At 39.1% G+C, this 26,381-nt stretch carries 14 protein-coding genes; 2 read left to right on the forward strand and 12 right to left on the reverse strand.

The window, feature by feature from the left end; translation table 11 throughout:
- Position 1: 1 nt before the first annotated feature.
- The 7 genes from FSB73_RS00280 to FSB73_RS00305 form a co-directional block, all read right to left on the reverse strand.
- On the reverse strand, positions 2-3,067 hold the full coding sequence (locus FSB73_RS00280; RefSeq protein WP_146779642.1) for a SusC/RagA family TonB-linked outer membrane protein: 3,066 nt from the start codon (positions 3,065-3,067) through the stop codon (positions 2-4).
- Positions 3,068-3,086: 19 nt separating this feature from the next.
- Entirely contained in the window at positions 3,087-4,469 is a 1,383-nt protein-coding gene (locus FSB73_RS00285; protein ID WP_146779643.1) for an IPT/TIG domain-containing protein, read from the reverse strand.
- A gap of 1,360 nt (positions 4,470-5,829) precedes the next feature.
- Positions 5,830-7,161: a sulfatase family protein gene (locus tag FSB73_RS00290; RefSeq protein ID WP_146779644.1), complete on the reverse strand. Its 1,332-nt coding sequence runs from the start codon at positions 7,159-7,161 to the stop codon at positions 5,830-5,832.
- Between the two features lie 730 nt (positions 7,162-7,891).
- Positions 7,892-9,580 carry an arylsulfatase gene (locus FSB73_RS00295; protein ID WP_225974324.1) on the reverse strand — a complete coding sequence of 563 codons (1,689 nt, stop codon included), beginning with the start codon at positions 9,578-9,580 and terminating at the stop codon, positions 7,892-7,894.
- Positions 9,581-9,631: 51 nt separating this feature from the next.
- A complete protein-coding gene (locus FSB73_RS00300) occupies positions 9,632-11,038 on the reverse strand; it encodes an arylsulfatase B (protein WP_146779645.1) in 1,407 nt (468 codons plus the stop codon).
- 26 nt (positions 11,039-11,064) lie between these two features.
- Complete coding sequence (locus tag FSB73_RS23555; protein ID WP_225974325.1) at positions 11,065-11,334, reverse strand: sulfatase/phosphatase domain-containing protein; 270 nt, start codon at positions 11,332-11,334, stop codon at positions 11,065-11,067.
- Positions 11,283-12,485: a sulfatase family protein gene (locus FSB73_RS00305; RefSeq protein ID WP_225974326.1), complete on the reverse strand. Its 1,203-nt coding sequence runs from the start codon at positions 12,483-12,485 to the stop codon at positions 11,283-11,285. The genes FSB73_RS23555 and FSB73_RS00305 overlap by 52 nt, the downstream gene beginning before the upstream one ends.
- A 1,238-nt stretch (positions 12,486-13,723) precedes the next feature.
- Between FSB73_RS00305 and FSB73_RS00310 the strand changes: the two genes are divergently transcribed.
- Positions 13,724-15,526 carry an arylsulfatase gene (locus tag FSB73_RS00310; RefSeq protein ID WP_146779646.1) on the forward strand — a complete coding sequence of 601 codons (1,803 nt, stop codon included), beginning with the start codon at positions 13,724-13,726 and terminating at the stop codon, positions 15,524-15,526.
- A 466-nt stretch (positions 15,527-15,992) separates the two neighbouring features.
- On the forward strand, positions 15,993-18,134 hold the full coding sequence (locus FSB73_RS00315) for an alpha-galactosidase (protein WP_146779647.1): 2,142 nt from the start codon (positions 15,993-15,995) through the stop codon (positions 18,132-18,134).
- 438 nt (positions 18,135-18,572) lie between these two features.
- Here FSB73_RS00315 and FSB73_RS00320 read toward each other — a convergent pair whose 3' ends face one another.
- The 5 genes from FSB73_RS00320 to FSB73_RS00340 form a co-directional block, all read right to left on the reverse strand.
- A complete protein-coding gene (locus FSB73_RS00320; protein ID WP_146779648.1) occupies positions 18,573-19,454 on the reverse strand; it encodes a DUF4350 domain-containing protein in 882 nt (293 codons plus the stop codon).
- Between the two features lie 104 nt (positions 19,455-19,558).
- Positions 19,559-21,481 (reverse strand): RagB/SusD family nutrient uptake outer membrane protein, encoded by a 1,923-nt coding sequence (locus FSB73_RS00325; protein WP_146779649.1) that lies wholly within the window; start codon positions 21,479-21,481, stop codon positions 19,559-19,561.
- 10 nt (positions 21,482-21,491) lie between these two features.
- Positions 21,492-22,457: a SusC/RagA family TonB-linked outer membrane protein gene (locus tag FSB73_RS00330; RefSeq protein ID WP_192904084.1), complete on the reverse strand. Its 966-nt coding sequence runs from the start codon at positions 22,455-22,457 to the stop codon at positions 21,492-21,494.
- Between the two features lie 60 nt (positions 22,458-22,517).
- Positions 22,518-23,729, reverse strand: a complete 1,212-nt coding sequence (locus tag FSB73_RS00335; protein ID WP_146779650.1) for an ISAzo13 family transposase — start codon at positions 23,727-23,729, stop codon at positions 22,518-22,520.
- Between the two features lie 52 nt (positions 23,730-23,781).
- Positions 23,782-26,127, reverse strand: coding sequence for a SusC/RagA family TonB-linked outer membrane protein (locus tag FSB73_RS00340; RefSeq protein ID WP_225974327.1), 2,346 nt, complete (start codon positions 26,125-26,127; stop codon positions 23,782-23,784).
- Positions 26,128-26,381: the final 254 nt, after the last annotated feature.

Genomic DNA, 26,381 nt, shown 5'->3' on the forward strand with positions numbered 1-26,381 from the left:
TTTATAAACTAGCTGATAAACCGAGTGAAAATGTTTTGCTCAATGGATAAACCTTTCCGGTTGCGCTTCCTAACTCAGGATCCCAAAGTTTAAATTTGGTAAATGTGAGTAAATTAGTAGCAATAAAAAAGATCCGGACGTTACTGAGGTGAACGCGGTTCACAAATGTCTTAGGTAAAGTGTACCCAATATCCAACGTTTTCAAGCGTAAGTATGAACCATCTCTGAGCCAAAAAGTTGAAGCACGGTTATTATTTGCATTATTGCCATAAGTGAGCCTAGGGTAGTCCGCATTGGGATCTTCATTTTCCCCCAAAATCCAACGGTTACTCTTAGCCATCTCATCGAGAATATTACCCCAACCATCACCTGTACTAAACATATAAACCGTCGAACCATTGATAAAATAGGTTGATTTTCCTACGCCCTGAAAATGAACATTTACATCTAAACCTTTCCAGCTTCCAGAAATACCAAAACCATAAGTCAAATTTGGTTTTGTAGTCGCACCAATGGCCACCCGGTCATTATCATCGATAATTCCATCACCATTTACATCTTTGTATTTAATATCTCCAGGCATAACCTCACCGAAAGTTTGTCTTGGACTATTACGGATATCATCATAATCTTTGAAAAGCCCTAAATCAATCAGCCCTCTAGCTTGATTAACACGATGTCCTTCATCGAGTTTATACTCATAAATGGTATTTTCTTCATCTCGCTCAACAATTTTATTTTTGCTATATGTAATATTCCCTCTAATGGTAAGATCTACCCTACCAACTTTTTTCTTGAGCGAAAAATTACCATCAAATCCGCTTGCAGTCACCTCACCAACGTTTGCAGAGGGTACACTTTCCAAGGCAACAATCCCGGGCAGGTAATTTCTGGCCATATAAATACCTGTGCGCCGTTCACGAAAGTAATCAACCGATCCATTAAAGTTATTATTAAAAAAAGCGTAATCGAGACCTAAATCCTGCTTAGTGGCCACTTCCCAGGAAACATCTGGAGAAGCTACTGAGGAGTAATGAATTCCGGTCCAGGTATTATTAGAAGTAAAGTCTGCAAACTCATAACCTTCAACTCCTTGTTCAATTGTATATAAATAAGGGAACCGGACGCCATTTAAATCGTCGTTACCAGTTTTCCCATAAGAATACCTGATTTTAAACATGTCAATCCAGCCAGCATTTTTTAAAAATGGTTCCTGACCAATATTCCAGGCTCCAGAAATTGCAGGAAAAAAGCCAAAACGATAATCCTTATGGAAATTTTCAGACCCTGTATAACCAAAATTAAAATCAATAAAATACCGGGATTTAAAATTATAATTAACGCGTCCAGCTAGTCCTTGGTTGCGGCGGGCTATTCCATTTTTAAGATCCGTTCCAATATTCTGAGTAAAGACTTTAGAAGATTGGGTATATTTAGTAACTGCACCAAAATTATGTTTGCCAATTGTTCTGTCATAATGCACCTCCCATTCAAGGAACTCTCGTTTTTCCCCATCTGAACCAGAAGATTGTTGCATTTTCTGCTCTTCCACTATACGTTGAAAAACAAGCTCTCCATCTGTATTTCGGTAGCGACTAGCTTTCCACAATTCAGGGTGTTTATCCCGTTTTATGTAGTTGCTATTATAAGTGTCATAACCAAATCGCCCTAAAAACATGAGTCCTTTTGTAATAAAATCCAGCTTTTGTCGTAAATTAAGGGTTGTTTGAATATTATTGGTCCAGCTTTCATTATACCCCGTCATAGTACCTTGAACCCAAGGATTAAAGCGATCCCCATTATCATTTCCATCTGCAGGTATTTTTCCATCTGAATACATCATAGGGGCTGTTATAGGGTTATAACCCATTAATGCGGTCCAAATAGAATTACTCCCCACGCCAGGATCATTTTGCTTACGTAAAGACCCAGAAACACCAGCGGTCAATAAAGTTGTTTTAGTGATATCCATATCCACTGTCAGCCTGTATGTATATTTCTTAAAATTGGTGTTAGTGTTATAATCCTCCAAAGCATCATCAACCTTGTACATTCCTTGCTGATCCTGATAACTTCCGGAAATATAGTATCTGGCCGTATTACCACCTCCACTTATATTTAAAATACTACGTTGACTTTTGGCTCCATTTCTTAATAAAACATCCATCCAATCGACGTCAGGAAACAAATCTGGATCAAGCCCTAATCTTAAGATTTCCAATTCACTAGCGGAATATAAAGGTTCTTCATTACGGGCATTTTTTGCCTCGTTAGCCAAAGTTGCATAGGTATAACCATCAGAGAACTTAGGAAGTTTGGTTAATTTACTATAAAATCCTTCAACTTTACCATTAATATTTACTTTGCCTCTCTTTCCTTTTTTTGTGGTAATTAAAATAACTCCATTTGCCCCCTTAGTGCCATATATCGCCGTAGCAGAGGCATCTTTCAAAACGGTAAATGAGGCAATATCTTCTACGTTAACTTCATTTAAATCACGTTCAAATCCATCAATTAAAACAAGTGCTGCGCTACTGCCGCCAAACGTAGAAATACTACGAATCCAAAACTCAGAAACACTACCTGGACGTCCAGAGGTCTGCATCGCTTGAATACCTGGAACATTCCCTGCCAAGGCATCAGCAACGGAAGTACTTGGATTTGATTTAAGCTCTTCTACGTCAACCGAAGTAATAGCTCCTGTGACAGATATCTTTTTCTGAGGACCAGTTGCCGTTACAACAACCTCATCTAATGCACTCACTTTGGCCTCCACCATAGTGACATTAATAACCTGCTGTTCTTTCACTAAAATCTCTTGTTTTTCGTATCCTAAAGAAGTAAAAACAAGGGTATGATATGGAAGTAACTTGATTTTATATTTACCATCCTTATCCGTTATAACACCAGTTCCGGCGACATTACTAATAGAAATGCTCACACCTGGCATCGGGGCTTTGTTAACATCTGTCACCACACCACTAATGGTCATTTCGTCCTGCGCCCATAGATTAGTTGTGCCGGCTAACAATGCAATACATACTATTAAAAATATTTTCTTTAACATTTAATTTAGTTTTCGTTTATTACTGTTCTTGTGCTATTTTCCGAATGATCCAGTTGCCGGCATCACCAATATAAAAACATTTCCTTTGTTCATCATAAGCAATTGCCTGCGGTTTATTAAAACGGGCTTCTGTGCGCAGATCACCGTTCGCGTATCCACTCGTACCATTATTACCGCGACCAGCATAGGTACTCACCCTTCCTTGAGGAGTAAGAATTCGGATAGCATGGTTATCTTTATCACAGAAATAAAAATCATATTGATCCCCGCCGTTATCAGCGTATTCTGGATTTTTGACAAATACTCCTTGTACAGGGTGATTCAACAATGCATTGGTTCCAACACCATCTCTATAACCAGCCGACCCCGCAGCTCCTGCTATTGTATAAGGTGTTTTGAATATCTTCTTCACAGGATCATAATCTGTGCGCATAATAAAATGCTTTTCATATTCAATAAGATAAGCATAATTACCCGATGGGTGCATAACCATATAAACCGCAATAGCACTATAAGGATTGGCAAATGCAATTTTATCCTCTCCTGTCTTAAAATCGTAACGACGAACATCTCCTGCACGGTATCTTGAATAATAAAGCTCACCATTGGGATGCACCATCGTACCATTCACGCCGCGCGCATATACTTCAACCGGCTCTTTTTGCGTAAAACCAGAGGATCGACTGAAAATATAATTCCCGTACTTAGTATCACTGGCATGATTATCTGAAGCAATCATATCTTGATCACCATCTGTTCGCCAGCTAATAATTGAAGTCCTTCCAAACCCCGTTCTGAAATAACTAACATATTCTTTATCAAAATCAATCATACGGCAACTATTACCATCTGCTGTAAAATATAAATGATCGTGATTTTTAGGATCAAAGGAGAACCAAAGAATCCCTTTAAAGGCACCACAATCATCAAATGGCCCTTCTTTTTCTTCAAAGTCACTACCTACTTCATAGTACTTTCCTAAAAATGTAGAAACTAGCCATTTTCTGACATACGAGAAAGAGTCAACAGCTTCCGCATTTGCCAACTGCTCACCACTTTCATCCACAATACTAACTTTTATATCACCATCATATGCCTTTTCCGGAATAACGCAATACAAGCTACTACCTTGTACCCCGACAACTTTCGCAGGCTTTCCTCCAATAGTTACTTGCGTCCTGGATAAATCATTACCAAAATTACTACCATACAAAATTAAGTTAGTCCCAACACCTCCTTCTTTAGGAAAGAAATCTGAAATAACAACATCTTTTGAAGGATCAAATCCTTTGACCACATCTTCATTCACCCCCTTTTTGCATTGCACAAAAAGAAATGTAATCAGCGCAAGCGTTATCATTTTAAATAACATGCACCATTTTTTAAATCTTACTTTTTTCATATACTTTAAATTAATATCTAGTGAATAGTTGCAAAAAGTTCCCCAGTACCTATAAAATCAAATTTTATAGATATAATAAAATGCAATAGTCCAGTGCTTATGCACACATTTTATTCCTTACGGATCATATTCAGACATGCTGCATTAAGTATATTTTTGTTCTCTTCTCAAATGAAACAATTATATTTTCTCTAGCATTCAAAAAATCTATTTGGCTCTCTCACGCAGGCCATATATTTTAACACCGGCTACTTATAATTAAATTAAAACGTCCAGATTACTAATAAATAATACCACTAAAAAATATCAACAAATCCATTAGCTTCAAAACCGATATAATATTTCGATGTTAAAAAAACATTAATTTATCAGCTCTAATACTTACTATTGGAGTTATTTAAATATCATAGAGTAATGTAGACAGTTAAAAAAATAATTCCTTATATTATATAACCAAATAATAGGTAATAATTAAAACATATTAAAGCAACGTCCAAGGCAATCCTAATTATTAAACCTTACGTTAATCTTAATATGCAAATCTGTAACATTTTATTATAATAATATCTACATATAATCTCATAGATTCAACATCTATTATCATTTCATTAAAATAAAATTAAAAATACCGTTAAACAGTATTAATTGTTTCTGATTTTTTTCTGAAAACTGCCAAAACTTTTAACAACATTGTCATTAAAGACTTAGGAGCTATAAAGGATAAAAAACTCCAATTATATTACTAATATTAATGAATCATATTCATTGAAAGTTTTCCTACAAGCGCCAATTCGGTTGAATTTTGTGTTAATTATTTATATGTGGTCGATTTTCTTCGCTAACGCTAAAAGGCAGCATAATTTCAACGTCATTTTAATTATGGCGGTTTTTTGCATTAATAAATCTTTTTTTAAAATGGAAGCTCAATATTTTCAATATCTAGCAGGTCAAATTCTATTGAGATCTCCTCTATATAACCTATAATGGTTTTGACTAATGCAATTTTTAATTACAATTTTAAGGAAAACTAAACCAGTTAACACTCAGTATTTACTGGTAAGTTTGTGTTAGTCGGTCATAAAATCTTATAAGAAATTATTATAATTCCTTGGACAATAGCGCATTAAAGTTAGTGGTTCTGTTAGGGATAATAGCCACCATCCCTTATCCAAACAATTGGGAGTGAATTAGGCTTGCATATATTTTATCTGAGCATTACCTCACTAATGGAAGGTGTTTGGGTTTCACTAAGACGTAAGACTTTTTACCTAATTAAATTAAGAAAATAATTAGGTCAAGTTTGTTGGCTAATAGCGTCTTGTATCTCTGTTATCCCCCTTTAATTAATATTTTCCCAGTTTTACTTTATTCCCCACTTTGGCACACCATAATAAGGGTAATGATCAAATGGATCCACCTTGTCTGTGACTGGGTCGTTTGTGTTTTTTCTCCAATGCATCAAACGCTCAGCTAATTCCTTTTGAACCTTAGACCAAGCCGGTTTTCCTGCAAGATTTACCAATTGATCAGGATCTTTTTTCAGATCATAAAGTTCTTCACTAGGTCGTTTGTCCAGGCTCCAAATGCGAAAATTTTGATAAGCAGGCGTATCTTTATTTTCCAATAATAACTTTTTAGTCGGTCCATTATCAATATCTCCATAGAATCTATTCGATTCTAAATTTGCCGGATCACCAGCAGGCCAACGTGCTGGCCGCAAATTATTGATATATAAATACCGGTTAGTTCTAATCGCCCGAACCGGGTAGCCCACATTGCTCGCTCTTACGTAAGCATGTCTTTCTCTTTCACTAAAGATGGCTTGTCTCGGATGTTCCGACTTACCAGTGGCAAGGAGTCCTAGCAATGACTTGCCCAACATAGCTCGCGGTACTTTTACCCCTGCAGCAGAAAGAAAGGTCGGTGCAAGGTCAATCAGGCTTACAAATTCATTTAACCGTTTCCCTTTAATAAAATGATCTCCCCAGCGAATGATCAAAGGTATATTCGTGCTTAAATCATAAGCATTCGCCTTAACTCTTGGAAAGGGCATACCATTATCACTTGTAATAACAATTAATGTCTGATCATATATGCCTTTTTTCTTTAATAGTGCGATTGCTCCTTCAATCATTCGGTCAAAACGTTTTGATTCGGCATAATAATCTAAAAAATCATTGCGCACTTGTTTGTTGTCTGGAAGCCAAATTGGCACTTTTACTTTTAATGAATCAATCCCATATTCTTCTTTCAGCGAGGCTTTGTATGGGCGGTGCGGATCGTGACTACCGAGCCAGAAACAAAATGGTTGATCTGCTGGCTGATCTTTCATAAAAGCCTCGAAGCTTTTATAGGATTTACCTGCAGGATTATGTTTATACCCTCCAGGTTTATAATCACCTGGTGCCCAGCCTTTTCCACTTAAACCTACGCGATACCCATTTTGGGCCAAGATGCTCGCATAATTATCATATTTTATGGGTAATGTTCCATGAAGATTCCCTCCTTGCTGCAATTGGTGTGGGTATTTACTGGTTAATATGCTTGCCCTTGATGGCGTGCAGGAGGAAGCGGTGCAATAGGCATGGTCAAAAACAACACCATCTTTAGCAACGCCATTCATACCAGGTGTAATAATCGTTTGATCTCCATAAAGCGGTAAGGTCTTGGAGAGATCATCAGCGATAATCAATAATATATTGGGGCGTTGGCCTTGAAGGCCCTTTGTCAGTGTAGCATTTGAAGCACTGGCATGGGGGCCACCAGCAACCTGTCCAAAATATTAGCAAACATACTGATTACGCAAATAATCAAAAGTTTTATTTTAAGATTTGTCATTTTTATTTTTTCAATTTTGAAAATTTAACTACTTAGGATGCTCACTATCTCAAATAGAATACGATTACTTTGGTATATATATCTGCAGTGATGTAGCTTTCTCCTTGCATACAGGTGATTGGCCCCAATTATATTCAACTTTTTATGCAGCACGGTCTTTAAATGGCTATTAATTTAATATTCCCGTTCTCTTCATACCGCAGCGCCAACATTGTTGAATTCATTAATTTTATAATTGATCAACCAACCAACCTCTTCACCAGTTATTAAATTCTCCATAATTGCTGTAAAATCAACGGCTGTCTAAACAATTCATTCACATCAAAGCCCTTACACTGATTAAATTTCACTTCATATTAACCCGCTTATGCAAATCTGTCATTTTTTCCTTTAAAAATATCGATAAATATTATCATAGATTCAATTTTGCTTATCATTTCATCAATCAATATCAGCATAATTTAGATCGATCCATATGCCTATATAATTGCTTAACCACACACTGCCGCAATAAAATTAGGCAGACGTAATGATTGGATCTAGAAAGAAGGGGCTATTTTCTTTTTCTTTTCTGTATTTTATTTTTATGGTTTAGGAAACACATGTACTTCATTTGCCCATCGCTGCCACATACTATCCAACTGATGCACCTTGTCAGGATAACGGTCTGCAAGATCATGGAGTTCAGTCTCGTCTTCAGCAATATTATAAAGTTGCCAGCTATCTTTACCTCCTTTTTTTACCAGCTTCCAGCCACCGGAGCGCACGTACCGGCTACCAAAATGTTCATTAAATAAAGCCCTATGTGTCTCAGCCTTTTGTCCTTTAAAGACAGGGACCAGGCTCAAACCCTGTGTTGGTGTTATAACGTGACCGCGGAATGTTCTGGGATATTTTGCCTTTGCAAGATCAACGAATGTAGCCATAAAATCCATTACATGGCCTACATGGTTATTAAAGCCACCTTTTTTAAGATTTAAGCCTTTAGGCCAAAATGCGATCATTGGCGTATGGATACCTCCTTCATAACTGTCTGCCTTCCAAAACCGGTAAGGGGCATTCACAACGTTAGCCCAACGCTGCCCAATAGATGAATAGGTTGTTTCTGGTCCAACCAACCGCTGTTTCTTAGTATCATATACGATCTGTCGTCCGTCACGTGTTTCACTTGGCCTGTCAAAGCCTGGCCCGTAATTGGCACAGACTTCAGCGCTGGCGCCATTGTCACTTAAAAAAATAATCAATGTATTATCCAACTCTCCGGTTTCTCTTAACGTTTTAAGAATCCGGCCGATCCCTTGATCCATACAGTCAACCATTGCAGCATGAACAGCCATAGCCCTGGCATCCCAGATGGAATCAGGATTGTCTTTCCAACTCAAACCTTTATTCCATCGTGGAGAAAGCGCAGCCTTTGAACTGTCTATCAGCCCCATATCCACCATTCGCTTATACCTGGCTTCTCTGATGGACTCCCAACCGACTTTATAGGTATTTTCATATTTAGCAATATCTTCAGGTTTGGCCATAAGTGGCCAATGAGCCGCATTCTCAGCTACATATAAAAAGAAAGGCTGCTCCTTTCCGCTCATCTGGCGAATAAATGCTGAAGCAGAATCATTAATGGCATCGGTATGGTAATACCCCTTGGGCACTTCACGAACGGCTGTACTGTCATGCACAAGACTAAAGGGATCAAAATAATCCACAACGCCCCATATGGTTCCATAAAACTTATCAAAACCTCGTTTAATGGGGTATTGATACAATGGAGAGAAATAAGGATGAAATGCCTGATGATTTAACCAGGCAAGCTGTTCTTTTTTGGTTGGCTGAACATTGGTGTTGGAAACGTGCCACTTGCCGGACATAGCGGTCTGGTATCCGGCCGACTTAAGAACTTCCGCAATAGTAACCGTATTGTCTGTAAGATAACCTCGATAACCTGGTTCGTGCTGGTCTGTTGTCATTTCTCCAATGCCGGACTCTTGGTTATAGAGTCCTGTTAACAGGGAGGCACGGGTAGGACAACATCTGGACGTATTGTAAAAATTTGTAAAACGCGTTCCGTTTTTGGCCAGCCAGTCGATATTGGGTGTATGGATTTCTCCACCAAAACATCCGGGGTCGGAAAATCCCATGTCATCGGCCAAAATTACCACAATATTGGGCCGATGATCTTTTTTATCTTTTTTATCCTTTTGAGGTAAATGACAGCTATACATCCAGGTCGCAAGGCTGAGTAATGCGGCGAATTTGCGTTTTATCATCATATTTATTTTTGTATAAAGCACAGCCGGTAAAGGCAGTTTCGTGTCAGAATATTACTTTGTTATAATCCAGTCCTTAGGAGCAACAAATCCTTTTCTTCCCTGGCCGTAAGACGGAACTTCATGGGCGGGCTTAATTTGGTCAAAGGGTAACACAGCTCGCTGAAGGTCTTTGTAAATGTCAGGTTGTTTTTCTATCACATTATAATGTTCTGTAGAATCTTTTAAAATATTGAATAATAGGTCTTTTTGCTCTTTCATTGCAGAATTTCCTGCATTGGCAGTGACAAGTTGCCAGGGCCCGTGAATGATCGCTCCGTAGCCCAAATAAAAATAGCGGTCGATTTGTTTTACTTTGCCCTTTAATACTGGTAAGATATTAATGCCGTCAAAGGGTTTTTTAGGCTTTTCCTTTACGCCTGCTAGATTAAGAAAGGTGGGCATCACATCAACGTAACCCGCAACCTGGTCAATCTCCCGGCCACCCTTTAAGCCGCTTGGCCAACGAATGATCGCCGGACTACGAACGCCTCCAGCCCATTCTTGAAACTTCCAGCCACGCAATGCACCACTGCTACCTCCTGCCCCTTTTTGTGCACCGTTATCACTTAAGAATAATACCAGCGTATTTTGATCAATATGCATATCTTTTAGCGCTTGAAGAATCTGCCCCACACCTCTATCCATGCAGGTAACCATCGCTGAATAAGTCTGGCGCTTGTTGTTTCCTCTGCCTTTCTGTCCATAGGCTCCCTTATGTGGAAATAATGGTTTATTTTCGTCAAATCCATATCGCAATAAGTCTTCCTTCTTGGCCTGTAATGGACCATGAGGTGCATTATAAGCAACATAGACAAAAAATGGCGATTTACCCGCATATTGATGAATACACATTACGGCCTCCCTGGTGATAAGATCGGTGGAATATCCTGTGTCATGGCTAACTGCCTCATCGTTATGCCAATCTAACTCTCCTTCTCTTTGATGGGTAAAATAGTCAAAGGCACCATTGTAAAATCCGTAGAAATGGGTAAAGCCTCTTTGAAGGGGTAGAAATTTCTTATAAGACTCACCTAAATGCCATTTACCAATAGCCGCCCTGTTTTTATATCCAGCCTTTTCGAGCATCTCCGGCAAAAAAGTTTCTGAGGTGTCGACACCGAACTTACTCCAGGGCGGTATAACATTGTGCCTTAGGCCGAAACGATTGGGATAGCGACCGGTCATTAGACCAGCTCTTGAGGGAGAGCATATGGGTGCTGTATAAAATTGATTCATAACAAGACCTTCATTCGCTAACCTGTCGATATTGGGCGTTTGAATATCGCTGCCATGAAACCCCAGATCTCCCCATCCCAGGTCATCTGCCAGAATTATAACAATATTGGGTCGTTTAGCCGGTTGAGAATAGACAGTCGTATACACTGTCAAAATAATAAAAAACAGCAGTATCTTTTTCATAGATAAAGATTTAATGTTGTAAACAATTACAATAATTTTTTCTTCGATGGTATTTTTACTTTTTTAAGCGGTACATCCATTGCAGCTCCACTATCTCCCTGGTCAGCCATCCACTGATCTAGACGGACGCGAAGCTTTTGTATTGTATCCTGATACCGGCTCTCTTGGGCCAGATTGTTTAGCTCATAAGGATCCTTTTGAATATCATAGAATTCAATGGCAGGGCGGTGCACATACCGCTCTACTAGTGCCCGCGCCTGGGGGAGCTTTCTGCAGCTTTCAGCCAGGTTTCCCAATAGGTGCCTGGTATGCGTTTGGGAGCCATAATATATTTTAAAAAATAATCTTTTTGAGCTGTAAGGTTCATAATCAATTTGTATCGGCTATCCCCGATACTTCTGATTGGGTAGGCTCGGTCTTCAGGGATATTATTGTGTATCCCAAAGGCGTACTGTCGAAAAGTCTTTGTCTTGCCCTGGATAACCGACAGAAAGCTTCTACCATCAAGTGTCCTGATGGGCGCAACACCGGCAATATCAATTAATGTAGGGGTAATATCCTCGTATTGAACCAAAGCTTCAGTTTCACTGCCCGGTGTGACCACTCCGTCCCATTTGATGATCATGGAGCTTTTTAATCCGTAGTCCCAATTGGTCCATTTGCCGCCTGGAAATTGCGGTCCCTGTTCGCCTAGAAATATAACGATGGTGTTTTTTTCCTGACCCGATGCCTTGAGTGCTTTCACTACATCGCCTACCTGGTTGTCAAGTTCTCGGATCTCAGCTAGATATTTACAAAAATCTGTCCGGGTCATTTTGGTGTCAACAAGATCTGCGGGCAATTTGATTTTATCAGGATCGAACCGTGAAGGGTCTCCCACTGTCCAGGGTTTATGAGGGTTTATGCTCATAACAAATAAACAAAACGGCTTATCTTTTGGGCTAATATAGGCACTTACACTATCCAGAAAATAGGCATCAGTAGTAGACACGCAGTTCGGTTCAAATCCTTTTATAATATCAAATGGGAAAACAGACCGAGGGCGTGTACTATGATTTTTTCCGGTCAGGCCGACTCTATATCCTTCCTTCCCTAAATACTGACAAATGCTTTGTATATTCGTATAGACGCCTTTGTGATTTTGATAGGAACCGTGATGCACAGGGTATAAGCCTGTAAAAAGTGTTGCTCTGGTGGGTACACACATGGCTTCAGAGCAGTAGATCTTATTGAATTTTAATCCGGTTTCTGCTAGCGCATCAATATTTTTGGTTTTGATATTCTGTCCGCCATAACAGCTCAACTGCCGAGAATCCAGATCATCCGCCATAATAATCAATATATTTGGTCTTTTGGCTGGATCAATAGGATGACCAAGCGATGGCTTTCTCTGTGCAGTGGCCGTCTGAGCAAAGCCAGTTACTGCTATTATCGATAGTAAAAGCACTTATAAAAAAATAAAAAAACGTAGTCTTAAAATTACGCTTATTCTTTGTGCATGCTTTTTCATCTTGATAAGATTAGTAGATTAGGAATAATATTTTTTAAGCATTCCGATAAAGCTAATTTTTTTTTCGGATATCTACAAAAATACTATGTTGAAAGTGCGCTATTTATACCCACAGATAGCAACTTGGCTACCTTCCAATATTTTTATAATCTACATTGAACAGTTGAGTATTTTTGCCCAAAAACAATTACTTCGTTATTTAAGTATCCAGCGGACCAGTGATCATTAAATCTATCTATTCCCTAGATAGGCTTAAAACAATTATGACAAGCTTATCCTAATTGTTTCAAATTCATCAACCAGCATTTAAAAGTAAAAGCTTTTATGGGGATACCCGCAAAAGCGCACAGGGACGTAAGTTTATATTGCAATAATTACTTATACGCCAATTACTATAAATCAGAGACCCACCGGCATCAGGAGGGTATGCGTGTCGTCAAACCAAAGATAGTCAAGACACGGATTGCCCTTATACCTTTTTAAAAAGCATAAAGTCTTGTCAACAAAATATGCGGTCTGGTTCCAGTGCTTAACACTGACTTTGATTGTGGCCCCAGCATAACCAGCTACAAGACGTCCTTTTAAGGCTAATGGGTGAACAAGATATTTCCTTTTTTGAATATTTACCTTTTATCTGCAAAAGATCTTTGTGGGATGCATCAATGATCGTTGTCTGATTACCAGGACGGCCCCTCATACCTATCTAATCAGTCCGATGTCTTACCTATCAGCGGTAAACTTACAATTTTTGTAAAAAAAATATAAGGAAAATTATATTATCTTCGTTTTTAATATATCCCCTATGTAAATATGTGTCCAGAGTGATGAAAAGCCCTGCTAGCGAAGGTTGACGAAGTGAATCAACGTGGGTCTTAGGAATTGTAGGACTTATACAAAGGATATGGTTACACTTTAGTGCTGAAGAGGACACATCGTTAATCCAGACGTGACGACTATGGATATCGTGTAGGAGGTTTTGATAAAAATCTGGGATCAATTTGAATATTTGGTAGAAATAGCAAACTTGTAAAGATAGCAAACGTTGAAGATCAGACATTTCCTTTTGTCAATAAGATGGATATTCAATGTACTTGTTCTAATATATATAGTTAAACGAATACCGTAAATTTTCAAAACCAGTAATCTTTCTCCTAATCACTTTATTTAATTTCAGCATGAAAAAGATCGTTTCGTTTATATTGCTATTTATTTTCTTTTTGGCTGCTGATAATAGCACCTACGGCCAACAGAGCGCTGACAGGAGTGCCCGGCCAAACATAATTCTTATTATATCGGATGACATGGGGTTCTCAGACCTTGGTTGCTATGGAGGAGAAATATCTACGCCCAACCTGGATGCCCTTGCAATGAGTGGACTTCGCTACACGCAATTTTATAATATGGATCATTGTGCACCTTCCAGGGCCTCCCTATTAACAGGGCTGTATCCCCACCAAACGGGATTAGGCTGGATGCCTGATAAAAACTTTCACCTCCCTGGGTATACAGATGAATTAAATAACAACTGTGTAACCATTGCCCAAGTATTGCAGAAGGCAGGCTATACGACCCTAATGGCGGGTAAATGGCATCTGTCCCGTAATACGCATGCTGGAAAATCGCAGCATAACTGGCCTCTACAAAGAGGGTTTGACAAGTTCTATGGTATTCTTACCGGAGCAGGTAATTATTATGATCCTCCCTCCTTATGCCGTGCAAATACTTTAATAACGCCTCAAAATGATCCAGATTACCATTCAGATCATTATTATTTTACCGATGCGATTACTGACAATGCCATCCAATTTATAAAAGACAGGCCCAAAGACAAGCCTTTTTTTACATATGTTGCTTATACGGCGGCACACTGGCCGATGCAGGCGCCAGAAGCGGCTATAAAAGCGTATAAATGGAAATATAGTGCGGGTTGGGACGTTTTACGCAGGGAGCGATTAAAACGAGAGAAAAAATTGGGGGTAATTGATTCTTCGGTTGAGTTGTCTGCCTTGGATACAAAACCGTGGGCGGAGGAACAGGATAAAGCTCCGATGGAACGTAGAATGGAGACCTATGCTGCGATGGTGACGATTATGGATCAGGGAATCGGAAAGATTGTCAGCGAACTAAAAAAAGAAGGGATTTATAATAATACAGTAATAATTTTTCTACAAGACAACGGCGCAAATGCAGAAGGAACCGGTTACGGCAAGCAGCAGGAAGGTGAAACTACTTATGTAGCCAGAGACACTTCTCAGTTAAAACCTTTGGGCAAGAATGACATTCAGTATGCAGTGGTTCCTGGTATAACACACAGTGGTGCAATTTCGGTGACGGGCAAAAAAATTATGGCGGGCCCGGAAAACACCTATTTAGCTTACTTAAAACCGTGGGCAAATCTTTCTAACACTCCTTTTAGGAAATTCAAGAACTTTACTTACGAAGGCGGCATCTCAACACCGCTTATCGTCCACTGGCCTGGGGGAATAAAAGCCGAAACAGGGGCACTAAGAAAACAGGTGGGACACGAAATTGATATTATGCCGACGATAATCCAAATCGCACAAACAAGTTATCCGAATGAATATAACGGAAACAAAATTACGCCGGTATCAGGGATAAGCCTGGTGCCAACCTTCAGTAATCAAAATTTAAAACCAAGAGCCATTTATTGGGAACACGAGGGAAACAAAGCAATGCGGCTGGGTAAATGGAAGATTGTCTCGGGCGGTATTTTGCATGGCGGCTATGGAAACTGGCAAACCGTTACCGTATTGCCATGGCAGTTATATGATATGGAAAATGACCGCAGTGAAATGAAGGACTTATCGGCCGTGCATCCAGAGCTGGTCAGCAAGATGGCTGCCATGTGGAACAACTGGGCGCATAAAGACAAGGTGTATCCTATGCCGTGGAAGGAAATCAAGCCTGACGAAAGGTCTTATTATATGTCTACCCCCTGGGAACATCCTGGATTTTAAGGTCGAAATCCTGATTGGTGGCGAGGTTCCGAGTTCCACGGAATTCGCAAACAATTAATTAGATTTCATATCCGTTTGTATCAGCATACTTATGGGGACCAAATTACTATGTATAAATAAAATATTTAAATCATTTATTAGGGTAAATATGGTGCATGTTGCATTTTCAAGTGAAGTTTTCCCAATTGAGGATAAACAAATTTTGCATAAACAAATACCACAACAATCCTAAATGACAAAAAACTAGTTTTCTTGATCAAAGCCCAAAATAAGGGAAGTTACTTTGATCACCCCATTCAGCAATAATAATGTAAGATCCCAGATATAGGACCTTTGAGCCTAAAGGTCAAAAGTTCCATGATCTTATTTCGGGGATCTAATTATTCAGATTAGACCACTATGCAGGCATTTACCAACTTTCCATTATATTTGTCTGAATCAATACATCTTCCAATATATCACCGAAATGAACCATTCTAAATTAATCTTTATCCCTTTAATGACTTTGAGTATATTGTCACTTTGCAAAGCCAGCAGAGCGGCAGAAAGAGTTGCATATTTCCACGACAACAAGCCGCAATTTATTCAGGCAAGTTATGCAGACTGTCAAATTATTTTATCAAATGACACATTAATTATAAAAAATGCACAGATAGCTAGAAAGTTTCGTTTTAATAATGGAAACCTGATTTCATTATCACTTACTGATAATGCACATCCCTATCAATGGTCTTGTCAAAGTTCGCAAACAGATTGCAGTATCCCGGGATTAAGCAAGTCACCAGATAGTGGTTATCTGGTGGTAGATACAATTGCCACTACCTCCGTCTCCCCTGCTTACTTACAGGCTTCTATTTACACTAAAAGCGATAAATTAGAAGTTAAAAGGGTCCTTAAGATTTATCCCAATTGTCCGGCCATTGAATGCATTTATTATCTTCGCGGATCCACCAACAAAAAATGGTGGTCACAAAGCACTAGTTTGGGTAATCTAAGTAATATTGAAAGCCTTAATAAGCGCAAAGAAACACCCGGTGCTATCCCAATTATGGAGTCCATTTCACTTGGTGGCCGCCACTGGAATATACAATGCATTGAATTTAAGGATATTACCGATAGAAACAATAATTTAGTAAATGAGGTAAACCAAGTAGCTTACCGCCAACCCGCGAAGCTAATCGGCAATCTCTTATATGCGACCGATGCACAAAACGATCACGGAATATTCTTATTAAAGGAGGCGCCCAATACGCAGGCACAATTAGATTATCCGGGATACGATTTTCTAAGTAGTCTTGGTAAATTTCAAGTTATAGGTATTGGCATTCAGCCAAGTGATTTAGACACTGAGGGCTGGGTACGTGCCTATGGATTTGTCATTGGGGTCACTTATGGCGGGCAATTAAATAAAATGCAAGCCCTTCGAGATTATCAATCCAAAATAAGAATTCATAAACCAGGTAGAGATGATATGGTACTTATGAATACCTGGGGTGACCGAAATCAGGATAAAAGTATAAGTGCATTTTTTATAGAAAAGGAACTTGTCAAAGCCGCAAAATTAGGGATATCTCATTTTCAAATTGATGACGGATGGCAAACTGGTAGGTCCTCAAATTCAGCATTTAAAGGCGGTTCGCTAATCGGCATTTGGAACAATAAAGATTATTGGATGCCAGATCCGAAGAAATTCCCCCGTGGGCTTAAACCCATTGTTGATTTGGGTAAAAAACTGGGCATTGAGATCTGCCTTTGGTTTAACCCCAGCAAGGACAGTAGTTATTTAAACTGGCGTAGTGACGCTCAGGCCATTATCAAGTTATACAAAACCTATGGCATTCGCACCTTTAAGATCGACGGCGTTCAGGTAAATGATAAACGCTCCGATATCCGGCTACGCCGGATGTTTGACACCATTATGGAAGTTACTCAAAAAAAGGTTGTATTTAATTTAGATGTCACGGCGGGCAAAAGATATGGCTACCACTATTTTAATGAATACGGAAATATATTTTTAGAAAACAGGTATACGGATTGGGGGAACTATTATCCATTTTGGACACTTAGGAACTTATGGCAACTTTCAAAATATGTACCTCCACAAAACCTGCAGATAGAATTTTTAAATATTTTTAGAAATATAGACAAATATCCAGTGTCAGACAGTTTCGCCCCGGCCAAGATGGGATTTGATTACTGCTTTGCCCTTACAATGATGGCGCAACCTTTAGCCTGGATGGAAGCGACAGGTTTGCCCGCTAAGGCATTTAATATTAGCCCCATCATTAAAAAGTACAGGTCTTATCAGACAGATATACATCAGGGCCAAATTTTTCCAATAGGAAAAGAGCCATCCGGTAAATCATGGACAGGTTTTCAATCTATCCTAAATGCTAAAGAAGGGTATTTATTGATATTAAGAGAATTAAACTCCTTAAACTCGACACTTATAACAAGTTGGCTACCGAAGGGAAAAAGCGTCAAATTAAAATTAATTTTGGGTCAAGGCCAGGATCATACAATAAAAACAACTACAAACGGTAAACTACCCATTAGTCTTATAAAGGAAAACAGCTATGTGTTATATCATTACACAATTGTAGATTGAGTTATTCTCTTTCCATAAATTAGAAAGATGCAAAGAGTTGTAATTGCAGGAACAGATAAGAAGGGCTTCCTACCAAATATCGCGATGCAAGTCCTTTTAAAAATCTGAACCTTTTCTTCCGCGAGTATTGCGTCAAAGAATTTGTGATCTAGTCTAGCCTAATCTAATCTTTTCAAAAATTAGACTTTTACTTTTTTCTAACACTAAGGTAATTCCCTTATATTCAGCGCCCCTATCCTTATTTAGCATTCCTCCATCAGGATTATCCAGCAAGGCCGCTAAGCAAATCACTCTGAATTTACTGGACAGCGTTCAGAAACTACGAAAAATTGCCGTTCAATTATTCGCACCTTTTTCCTTTGACCTTTGTCCCTAAATCTTTCTATGACTACTTAGGGTAGATGTATATTTCAGCCACTGGATATTATCTATAAGCAGTTACTTACCCGCAATTGAAACCAACCAATTCGTCAATTCTTTCATAGCCTTTACATTTTCAAAGGAATCAGGTAATCGACCATTGACATATTCATTATAAAACCACGGATCTCCGACAGCAAACACGACTCCTTTGCCATAATGAGTGCTCACCGCTATTATACGCCCTTGCTTTTCCAAAATAGGACGCACTTGGCCTTGGCCAAAAGTAGTAATCGTGGATAATTCTTTTATGTAAACGTGCCTGGTTTGTTTAAATATAGGATTGCCCGCAGCAATATTTACAGCACCTAAGTCAAAATTATTGCCCGGAACATGGTTATAGCTATCTTCATTGAATCGAAAGCCAAATTTCTGTGTAAGCAAATTAAAATGTTTAATATCGGCATTACCACTATCATTTGCCATCAGAACCAACACGCCGCCATTACTTACCCATCTGGCAATTGTCTCAGCAAACTCCGGTGTCATGTATTTTGCATTGCTGTTTTCACTAGGAATATCCGGATCTGTAATAATATATATGGATGCATCTCTTAGTACTTTTTTGGAAGGCGGATCAATGGTTATCCTTGTCGCTGCTCCTTTTTGCCTGAAAGCTTCACCCCACTTGGAATATCCACCATAGTCTTTTTGATTCCACTTATAATGTATAGAAATAAGCGCTCCAGCCTTCGTTTTTCGCTTTTCATTATTAAAATAGCTGTCGAGCAATACGATCAGGCTATCTTTTTGATTGGTTGAAACGCTCTCATTATAATCATCTTGCTTCATCGCCTGGATTGTTGATGGGCAAGTCTGCACGACATTGTCCTGATAGGCTCCAGCATTGCCTCCAATAATGGTTGCGGCTATCATTGAAATCTTAAACAGAAAGTACATAATTGAATCAATTTTTAAATAAAGGTTCAAACAAAATCATTTTCCCCACCAAAAATAAGACACAAAAACCAGGTTATTGGTACAATTTATTCTTTATTATAACTTTAGTTGGCACCTTCATTTGCCACCGCATCCTCCCATTTTGTCCAGATTTCAACACTTGGGTCATAGCCGTCATAGCCTTTATTTTGGCGCAGCTTTCCATACAAATTTGCATCTATTGCCCATTGAGGAATCGGAAAGTAAATAATATGCGCGGCCATGGTATATTGCCGGCCTTTTACAGTCACTTTATTTTTATTATAAAAATCATTGTAGTGCTGGATGCGCTGGAACCAATAGCTATTATCCTCTAACCCATTCACTGTATAGGTATTACCCCATTCATCCGGCTTTCCACTTAATGCGAGGCAATAGGATATGCGGGCCAATTCCTCATGCCGCCATTCTTCCATCCATAATTCCCGAGCACGTTCGTTGACAATATCACCAATGTTCACGGTGGTATATAACTCTTTACAATGTGCACGCTTTCTGATCACATTGACATCTGCTGTGGCTGCACCGATATCACCTTTATAGAATTCTGCCTCAGCTCTCAACAAGTAGGTCCCTGCCAGCCGGTAACAATACCAATCTGCAGAACCGCCCTTATTGTTGTTGCTGGAGCTATTGGCTAGAAAATCAGGGTCGTTCACGTAGGTTTTATAATGCGGCCAGTCAAACCAGTTGCGGATAGTATCTGTGCACAATATTTTATTACCATCATATAGGCGGAGATTTTTCCCGTAATACTTTTTGTCAGAAGGATCATTATATTTTAAAGAGTCCATTCTCCCCCAGTTTCCAACGGAGCTATTATGTCGCAGATCTGCAGTATCTTCTTCCCCATTAACATACCAGAGTGTGTGTTGGGCAAAATAAGTGGGTCTGATCATCGCAATGCCACGGCCTATTGCTCCATTGTAATCCAGGTCGGGATTGTAATTTTTATTGGTCTTGGCATAGGATTGTACAGATTTTCCAGCAGGTGAAAACAATGTGGACATATTCCACATAGGTCCCCAGTTACGCATGGAGCGAAACTTAATGGCAGCGTCTGTACCATCTCTGTCGGGCATCACCAAAATGGCTTCTTTATTAGCGACAATGGCTTTATTGATGGGCCGGTGAAGATCCCATATCACATTACGTGTTATATGCCAGGTAGACTCAAGCGGGCTCTCAAAGGTGCCAAATGGGTTCTCCATTAACGAATACCCTGAGTTATTAATTAGTGTGTCGGCCTGAGAGATGGCTTTATCCCATTGTCCAGTGGCTAAATAGCATTTGATCAGTAACTGCCGACAAGCCCCTTTATTGATCATTCCTATATAAGTCATCTGAGACTGGTCGGGCACCCACTGGACTGCTTTTTCCATATCCAGGGTGATCATTTTAAGAATTTCTGCCTGGCTGGTACTTTTATAGTCTTGTTTGGGGCCGGTAATTATCTTTGTAACCAATGGAACATCTTTAAACTGAAAACAGAGTGCAAGATATCTGAATGCCCTGTGAAAATACGCCCGACCAATATACTCATGCTTGGTCGCTTCGTCCAGTCCTGGTACATTGTCTATAAATGAAGTAATCGTATTGGCATATTTAATACCGTTGTAGGTTTCAGTCCAGAAGTATTTTAGCATATTGATATTATCTTGATGCAATCCATCTGTTGGGGTCAGTCGGGTGGCTACATCTGCGAATAGTGAGCCATCATCGGTTTTCCCTGTGACATCCAGATCTGACATCATATATTCACTACTGATAGGCAGTGATACGTCTCTTGTGCTAATATAACTCCAGTAGTCCCTCAAATGCCTGTCACACATGGCAAGTGTTGCATCTAATCCGGAAACGGTGGAAAATGTGGTGGTTGGTTCATAAAATGATAGCGGATCTGGTTGCAAAAATGTCTTTTTGCAACTGGTAATCAAAGCTGTAACCAAGACGACCACTAATAAAATTGGTTGAAATTTATTTTTCATGATATATTTTTTAAAAAGTCACGTTTACGCCTAATGTGTATATTCTGGGAGCAATGCCTCCTGTTTCAATATCCCAATAGTGCCAGTTTTTGTCCTTTTTCCAAACAGCAACATTGCGCACGGTCGCATAAACTTTAAGATTTTCCATCTTCCAGGCATTAATCAGTTTCTTTGGTAAGGAATACCCCAAGGTCACATTGTCCAACCGAATAAAGGACCTGTCATAGACTCTTTGGGGAGCGGTTATTCCCGCAGGTCCTTTAGAATCTAATCTGCCGTAAAAATCACTTGGATTATCCAGGGACCAATATTCTCTCTCATAAGTATTCGTATTGTAAGTTACGCCGGAAGTGGAGTTATTCTGATTTAGATAATTTCCACTCATACTCTTTGCCCCCCAATAGGAGTACATATTAAAAGAAAAATTAAAGTTTTTATAGGTAAAATCATTGCGCAAAGACCACATAATGGGAGGGGCTGTCTGGCCTAAAAAGGTTTTGTCTTTGTTATTGTAAACTGGCGTAGTCGTGCCGTCTGCGTTTTGAATATCATCTGCTGTGTATAGATTTTCTACTTTAGGATCGCCCGGTCTTTGGCCATATTTTGCGGCTTCTTCGATCTCATTTACCTGCCAGATACCTGTTACCTTATAATTCCATATGGCACTGATGGGTTGTCCGATAAACCAACCATTGGATACATCATCGGCTTCTTTGGAGGAAATAAGATTACCCTTCGCATCTAATTGATCGACAAAAGTGTAATAAAGATGCTTGATGGTGTTTTTATATTTTGAATAGCCAAAAGTGGTGTTCCATGTAAAATTTTGGTTGGCGATATTCTTGGTATTAATGGAAATCTCAAAACCTTTATTTTCCACTTCACCTAAATTGGTGGTTATGCTACCAAATCCGGAAAAGTCCGGTAAGGATTGGCTCATAATCATATCATGGGTCGGCATTATATAATAATCCATGGTAGTTGTTATCCGATTATTTAAAAAACTCAAATCTAAGGAGCTGTAAAATAATAAAGGTTACTTATTTGGCGAAATGGTATAGTTCCACTCAGGGTGGAAACGGTGACGTTTAATTTTTACTTTATTAAGCTCTTCATCTGAGATTGTTATTCCCTTTTCATATTCATTAAGATCTAAAATTGCTTTGACTTTTAATCCACCTTTTGTTTTGACTGCACTAATTAGCTGAACTACTGTTTCATAATCCTCCAATGGTCTTCCTTTCCAGTTCATGGATATGTGGCAAAATAATTTATGCTCGATTTTGTTCCATTTGCTTGTTCCAGGAGGGAAATGGCAAACAGTTATTTCCAGCTTTATTTTATTTGCTAGGCGTTGAAGCTCAGTTTTCCAAAGCTTGTTCCTATGACTATTTGACCCACCTCCATCTGCTGTTATAAGGATTTTTGTAGCGTTTGGAAACTGCTTTTTCCCCATCTTTTTCCACCACTGTTCTATGCTAAATACAGCGAATTCTGACGTGTCACAAGATGTTCCAACATTTACAAATCCCTGGTTATTACCTATATCATAAATACCATATGGGGCAGCCTTTGTATTACCGAAATCATGTACTTTGACTGGTCGAGGATTCTTTTTTGGCCTTAGCTCTTTGCCTCCATTCTTGTATTCCCCTACCAGTTCCTTTTTCTTTGTATCTACTGATATTGCAGGGCATCCACTTTTTATATACTTCTCCGTTTTTGTATTTATGTACATAAATTGTTCATTGCGATCTGGATGATTTCCACCTTCAAGTGTCTTTGAGTTTGCCTGAAGGCTAAATCCAGCTTCTTTTAGCATTTCTCCCACCTTTGTATGACTAACAGAGTATCCCTTTTTTTTCAGTGCTTCTGATAAACTACGAGTACTTAAGCAAGTCCACTTTAAAACACTTTCTGGATGACCTCTTGTTACAGGTTCTAACATAGTTTCAAGTGCACTAAATAGTCCCGGATCGATTTCATTAAGACTTTTGCGACCACCGCCTGGTTTTCTAATCCGGAATATATCGACTTCGGACTCTTGATTAACTTCATCTTCAATATTAGCCTCAGATTCTGCAATTTCTTTTTTGCCATTTATTATCGTTTTTCTCGAAACAGAAGAGGCTTCAGAAACTTTCTTTACACCACCATGACCTAAATCTTCTGCTTCAAGAGCCAAATAGATCCGTTTCTGTTTCTCATTCAGATGTGGGAGCATTTTCGAGATCTTGTCCTTAAGCATATATTTGAAATTTATTCAAATATACTACAATTATTCTAATTAAAAGTAACCTTTATTTATTTACACGTCCTAAGCCTACATTATAGGCCGTTGTTTTCTCCCATTGAAGATTGGGATTGGCCATTCTGTCTATTCTCAAATAGTAATACTGGATATAATTACCGCTGGGATCCACATACCCCTGTGTTCCAGTCCCATTGGCTAAATTAGCCAAGGCAATATAGGGATCCGCAAGTGACCTATTCCCATTTTGACCATAAGACACACGGAGTTTACCGCTATTTAGTGGCGTCCAATGAAAGAATTTTTCATTGGTAAAAGTCCAAGCGAGTGCTATAGAATAAAAGGTGGCTCTTGGATTGGAGGTTCCAAAGGCTGAATAGCCGTCTCTACGTACTGAGGAGGTCAGCATATACCGGTTATCATAGGAATAAAATAGGCGTGCCAACAAGGCATCTGCCGTTTCATGGGAATCTGTGGTACTAAAACTGCTGTATAATGGATCTCCATTTGCTGTCTCATGAAATCCTAAGGCATCGCTGGGTAATATATTACGCGCTTTAATTTCGTCGAACCAGGATTTTCTTTCCTCTGCTTCCTGCACCAAAGTCAATTTTACCTGGTGCTTTTCTGCAAAAGCTTTTGACCAATTGATCGTATTATTCAGTGTCCAATCAAATCGCTTGCCATTACCTCTGTCTGCTCCATGGGTAGTCGCAATCCAGTCTGGATGCTCACTTGAGGTAAAATAATGGTTATAATACCATTGATATCTGGGTGCGACATTAAATGAATAGGTAATATTAAAAGGTAATTTTACTTTTGCGGTAAAAATTGAGTTAATCACCGTATAGCCTCTTTCAAGGGACATATACTGTTTATCAAAATCAAAATTATAGCCCTTGTTTGCGGTGATTTCATCGCCCATTGGATGCACCACTAAATTGCCATCATCATCTTTATAGTCTGCAAAAGGGCTGTTTGTTGTAATCTGTTTGCCCCAATCAACCGCAATATTACCATCTGAGCGGTCCTGGAAATTAATATTGGCGCTGATATCTAACCAGTTAGTAATCTTTCCATCTACTTTTAAATTGGAGCGTATGGCTCTGTAGTTGTCTCCCTGTACAACACCTTGATTTGAAAGGTAACCAACGGATAAATAATAGCTCATTCGCTGGCTTGCACCAGATACACTTAAATTATGATCCTGATTTACACCCTCACGAAAACTATGATCATACCAATCAAATGACTTCCCTTTTAGATAATTTGTCAGGGTCGTTCCACGCATCATGAGTCTTCTTGCCCAAATCTCATTATCAGAGGCATCATCCGCATTGGTGGTATAGTCTCTCCACTGATCTATGGTAATACCGTAATGATCCAGCATTGAAGATGTAGGTAATTCATAATATCCCTGTTTCCCGGCAGCCACTTCCCCTTGATATGGTTCGTATTTGCCAGTTGTCTTATTTACGCCATAAGAGGCTTCTGTATACCAGTCTTGCCTGTATTTTAAATAGCCTTCCGGACTAAAGACCCGCCGGTTAGCCCCCATTGTAGTCAAACCTATATTGGAAGTCATATTGATTCTAGGCTTGCCCATTTTGCCTTTTTTTGTAGAAATAATAATCACGCCATTTGCAGATTTTGCGCCATATATAGCGGCTGCAGACGCGTCTTTTAAAATATCAATTTGGGCAATATCGTCTGGATTGATCTCAGAGAGCTCTCCATAAAAAATTACGCCATCCAGAATCAGCAATGGATCATTATGTCCACCTGCACTATAAACAGATCTTTGTCCTCTAATTCGGATAGTGCCACCGCTTTTGGCCGATCCGTCCAGGCCTACCGTTACGCCAGCTGTTCCTCTTAAGATGTCCTGCACTGTTTTGGGATTATCTTCTGCTATTTTATCGGGTCTTATAGAGGTTATGGCACCAGTAAGATCCTTCTTTTTCATGGTCCCGTATCCAATTACGACAACAGAATCTGCCTGCTCGCTTTTTAATTTTAGCGTTATATCTAAATGATTTGCATTGCTTTTTGTTACATTTACATAATAATCTTCATAACCTACATAGGATATGACTAATCGTCCTCCCTTATTGGGTACTGAAATGGAAAAATGTCCCTGGCTATCTGTACTGGTGCCACTGGTATGACCGACCAACTTTACGCTTGCACCACTGAGTGGCAAGCCCTGCTCACTTTTGACTGTTCCTGTAACGGTAATTTCTGCCACGGCTTTGGATGATTGCCGGGCTATCCCCATAACCGGTCCAAGTATAATACACACAATCAAAAAAGCGGTGACCAACTTTAGACTTACAGCTATACTTTCGCATCCGGTCTTATTTGGGGTCTTGACATTCAGATTCCATTTATTCATTTTATACAACGATTTTTTATTAATTTATTCCAGTTAGAGATTAAAACCCTGTGGTAGGGGTTGCAAAACTTTTCAAAACAGAAAAAAATCAAAAAGGCTTAACAAATAAAACGTCAATACAAAATTTTAAGCTATTTTTATTCTGCAACTTTTAACAATACGAAGAAAATAAAAGTAGGGCATAAATACTGTTCATCTTTTTGTCGAATCGTTCCATAAATTAGTTAAAACAATTAAGTCTCAATAAATCAGAA

The organism is Arachidicoccus ginsenosidivorans (genome assembly GCF_007971385.1).
GTDB classification, from domain to species: domain Bacteria; phylum Bacteroidota; class Bacteroidia; order Chitinophagales; family Chitinophagaceae; genus Arachidicoccus; species Arachidicoccus ginsenosidivorans.